1 protein-coding gene and 1 pseudogene are annotated in these 4,706 nt (G+C 66.9%); both read left to right on the plus strand.

Going from position 1 to position 4,706, the window contains the following annotated elements:
- Window positions 1-12 precede the first annotated feature (12 nt).
- A pseudogene (locus H290_RS32000) lies at window positions 13-117 on the plus strand (acyl carrier protein); the annotation flags it as partial.
- Between the two features lie 75 nt (window positions 118-192).
- Window positions 193-4,706, plus strand: a 4,514-nt coding sequence (locus H290_RS31925; RefSeq protein WP_255327722.1) for a non-ribosomal peptide synthetase, incomplete at its 3' end; no start/stop codon positions are given.

Consider the following 4,706-nt stretch of genomic DNA (forward strand, 5'->3'; position numbering starts at 1 on the left):
GATTTCTTTGCTTTGGGTGGGGATTCGTTGGCGGCGACGCGGTTGGTGGCGCGGGTGAATGCTGCGTTGGGGGTGTTGGTGGAGGTGCGGGCGGTGTTCGATACACCGACCGTGGCGGGGCTCGCAGAATCGTTACAGCATTCCGGTACAGGTTCGCGGCCCATACTGGTACAAAGGAAACGCCCGAACTGGGTGCCGTTGTCGTTCGCGCAGCGTCGAATGTGGTTCCTGAATCGGTTCGATCCGGGATCGGGGGCATACAACATTCCGGTCGCGTTGCGGCTCTCCGGTGAGGTGAACACAGCGGCGTTGGCCGCCGCGATCGGTGACGTGTTGCAGCGCCACGAAAGTCTTCGGACGGTGTTTCCGGATTCGGCTGACGGACCCGGCCAGGTGCCGGCCGACGTGGCCGGGGCGGATGTGGACACCACTCCGACACCGGTGGACCGGGCGGATTTGGTAACGCAGCTGAGCGCGGTGGCGTCGGCGGGATTCGACGTGACCGAGCAGATTCCGTTGCGGGTGAGACTGTTTCAACTTGCCACGGCCGAGCATGTGCTGCTGGTGGTGGTGCACCACATCGCGGCGGATGGGGCGTCGATGGAGCCCCTGGCGCGCGATCTCGCGGTGGCGTATGCAGCGCGGATCGCGGACGTCGAACCGGAATGGCAACCGCTGCTGGTGCAATATGCGGATTATACTTTGTGGCAACATGATTGGCTCGCGTCGGTGCAGGATGGCGACGCTCTCTCCGAACGCCAACTGGCGTACTGGCGTGCGACCTTGGCGGGCGCGCCAGAGTCGATTGACCTGCCGTTTGATCGGCCACGCCCGCCGATACGGTCGTTGCGGGGTGCGCGCGTGCGGGCCAGTGTGGACGCCGCGGTGCACGGGCGGATGCGTGCAGTCGCTCGCGCCCATCGAGCCAGTCCCTTCATGACTGTCCATGCTGCCTTGGCAGTACTCATGACGCGATTGTCGGGCGACGACGACGTGGTTCTGGGCAGCCCGGTCGCCGGCCGCGGTGAGCCGGTACTGGATGACCTGGTGGGGATGTTCGTGAACACCGTGGTGTTGCGGACCCGGGTGAAGGCGGACGCGGGGTTCGGGGCGGTGCTGAACGAGGTGCGGGACGTCGACCTCGGCGCCTTCGCCCATGCCGAGATCCCGTTCGAGCGCGTGGTGGACGAACTCGCGCCGGCCCGCTCGACGGCGCACACCCCGCTGTTCCAAGTCGTGGTGGAAATGGCGGACACCGACCTGTCCTTGCCGCAGTGGCCGGGACTGGGAGTGGAACCGGTCCAGTTCGACCCCGGCGTGGCGAAGTTCGACCTGCAGGTCAGCGTCGCCGAGCGATTCGACCGGCACGGTACACCCGCCGGGCTGTCGGTCTGGTTCACCTACGCGACCGACGTGTTCGACGAGGCGACGGCGCAGGGGTTGGCGGCGAGGTTCGTGCGGGTGCTGTCGGCCGTGACCGCGGATCCTGATGTCGCAGTGGGGGACTGCGACATTCTGGATCCGGTGGAGCGGAAAGAATTGGTTCCGGCGCGCGGACCGGCGGCGGGTGCGCCGCGGTGGTGGGCCGACCTGTTGGCCGGTGGGACGCCCGAGTCGGTCGCATTGCGCTGCGGTGAAACCGAGTTGACCTACGGCGAATTGGCCAATCGGGCCGATGATGTGGCGCGGGTGCTGATCGAGCGGGGCGCGGGGCCGGAAACAATTGTGGCGGTGGGGTTGTCGCGGTCGGTGGAATCCGTGGTGGCGGTGTGGGCAGTGGCCCGCAGCGGTGCGGCAGTACTGCCGGTGGATCCCGGATACCCCGAGGCGCGGATCGGGCACATGCTGGCCGACTCCGGTGCAGCGCTCGGAGTGACGGTTCGCGGTGCGCGGGAGTCGTGGCCCGGCGCCTTGGACTGGGTCCATCTCGACGACCTGCCTGCGGTGGGTGCGGTGTCTGGTGGGGAGCGTTGGGGGCGGGTGGGTTTGGATCAGCCGGCGTATTTGATTTATACGTCGGGGTCGACGGGTGTGCCCAAGGGTGTGGTGGTGACGCATCGGGGGTTGGCTGATTTGGCTGTTGAGTTGGTGTCTGGGAATGAGTGTGGTCCGGGTTCTCGGGTGTTGGGTTTTTCGTCGCCGAGTTTTGATGCGTCGGTGTTGGAGTATTTGTTGGCGTTTGCTTCTGGTGCGACGTTGGTGTTGGCGCCGGCGGAGGTTGTCGGTGGTGTGGAGTTGGCGGCGTTGTTGGTGAATGAGGGTGTGACGCATGGGTTTTTCACGCCGTCGGCGTTGGGGACGGTGGATCCGGCCGGGCTTGAGGGGCTTGGGCATGTGATTGTTGGTGGTGAGGCGTGTTCGGAGGGGTTGGTGGAGCGGTGGGCGCCGGGGCGGGTGATGCGTAATGCGTATGGTCCGACGGAGGTGACGGTGGCGGCGAATGTGAGTGGGCCGTTGGTGGCGGGGTTGCCGGTGTTGTTGGGTGGGCCGGTGCGTGGGGTGCGTGAGGTGGTGTTGGATGCGCGGTTGCGGCCGGTGCCGGTGGGTGTGGTGGGGGAGTTGTATGTGGCGGGTGCTGGTGTGGCGCGGGGGTATTGGGGTCGGGCGGGGTTGACGGCGTCGCGGTTTGTGGCTGATCCGTGTGGTGGTGGGGGGCGGATGTATCGGACTGGGGATGTGGTGCGGTGGCGTGGTGGTGGGGTGTTGGAGTTTGTGGGGCGTGGTGATGCGCAGGTGAAGGTGCGGGGTTTTCGGGTGGAGCCGGGTGAGGTGGAGGCGGTGTTGGTCGCTGATGAGGGGGTGTCGGCGGCGGTGGTGGTGGTGCGTGATGACGGGGTGGGTGATCGGTTGGTGGGTTATGTGGTTCCGCGTGCGGGTGTGGTGGTTGATGGGGGTCGGTTGCGGCGGGTGGTGGCTGGGCGGTTGCCGGGGTTTATGGTGCCGGCGGTGGTGGTGGTGTTGGATCGGTTGCCGGTGACGGTGAATGGGAAGGTGGATCGGGCGGGGTTGCCGGTGCCGGATTATGTGGCGGCGGTGGAGTTTCGGGAGCCGGGGTCGTCGGTGGAGGTGGTGTTGGCTGGGTTGTTTGCGCAGGTGTTGGGTGTGGAGCGGGTGGGGTTGGATGATGATTTCTTTGCTTTGGGTGGGGATTCGTTGGCGGCGACGCGGTTGGTGGCGCGGGTGAATGCTGCGTTGGGGGTGTTGGTGGAGGTGCGGGCGGTCTTCGACCACCCGACCGTGGAACGTTTGGCGCGGTGGGTCGAACCCGGTGGCAAGCGTGTCGAATCGACGCGCGCGGCGTTGTCGCGACGGGAGCACCCGGCGCACGTGCCGGTGTCGTATGCGCAGCGGCGACTGTGGTTCATCGATCAGTTCGACACCGGCTCACCGGCATACAACATTCCGGTGGGGCTGCGATTGCAGGGGCGGTTGGATGTGGCCGCGCTCGCCGCGGCAATGGGCGACGTGGTGGGTCGGCATGAAGCGCTGCGGACTGTGTTCCCGGATTCCGCGGAGGGACCGCTGCAGGTAGTGGTGCCGGTGTCTCGGGCGGATGTGAATCTGACGCCGGTGCCGGTGGACCGGAGTTCGTTGCGGGAGCGCCTACTCGCCTTTGTATCGCGGGGATTCGACGTGACGGTGGAGGTGCCGGTCCGGGCGCGGTTGTACCGGGCGGCGGCCGACGAGCACGTGCTGCTGGTGGTGGTGCACCACATCGTGGCGGATGGGGCCTCGATGGAGCCTCTGGCGCGGGATCTGGCGGCTGCGTATGCGGCGCGGGTCGCCGGCGCCGAACCCAGATGGGAACCGCTGCCGGTGCAATATGCGGACTACACGTTGTGGGAGCGGGAGGTGCTGGGCGAGCAATCCGATCCCGACAGTGTGATGGCGGACCAGTTCGGTTATTGGCGTGAGGTTTTGGCGGGCGTGCCGGAGGCATTGGAGTTGCCGTTGGACCGCCCACGCCCGAAGATCCGGTCGTTGCGGGGGGCACGGGTGGACTTCGACGTGGACGCGGGGGTGCACGCTGCGGCGGGTGCGCTGGCCCGGGCGCAGCGGGCGACTGTGTTCATGGTGTTGCACGCCACCTGGGCTGCGTTGCTGGCGCGGGTGTCTGACGCGGAGGACGTGGTGGTGGGGACGCCGGTCGCGGGGCGCGGTGAGCCGGTACTGGACGACCTGGTGGGGATGTTCGTGAACACCGTGGTGTTGCGGACACGCGCAAGGCCGGGAATGCGATTCGTCGAGATGCTCGAGGAGGTGCGGGACCGCGATCTGGCGGCGTTCGCGCATGCCGACGTCCCATTCGAGCGGTTGGTGGACGCGGTGGTGTCATCACGGTCGACAGCGCACCATCCGCTGTTCCAGGTCGCTTTCGAGCTACAGCGCGGTGACGCGATCGTTCCGGATCTGCCGGGGCTGACTGTGACGGCAATGGATCTCGATCCGGGGATCTCGAAGTTCGATCTACAGCTGAGCGTCGTGGAGCGATACACCGCGGACGGGTCGCCGGCCGGGTTGAGCGCCGCGTGCCTGTATGCCACCGATGTGTTCGACGAGGCGACCGTGCGGGGGCTGGCGGCGAGGTTTGTGCGGGTGTTGGAGGCGGTGTGTGCTGATCCGGGGGTGGTGGTCGGTGACATTGATGTCCTCGATGCTGCAGAGCGGCGGTCGTTGGTTCCGGTGCGGGGTGCGGTGGCTCGGCC

It is taken from the genome of Nocardia sp. 348MFTsu5.1 (genome assembly GCF_000383535.1).
In the GTDB taxonomy this organism is placed as follows: Bacteria; Actinomycetota; Actinomycetes; order Mycobacteriales; family Mycobacteriaceae; genus Williamsia; species Williamsia faeni.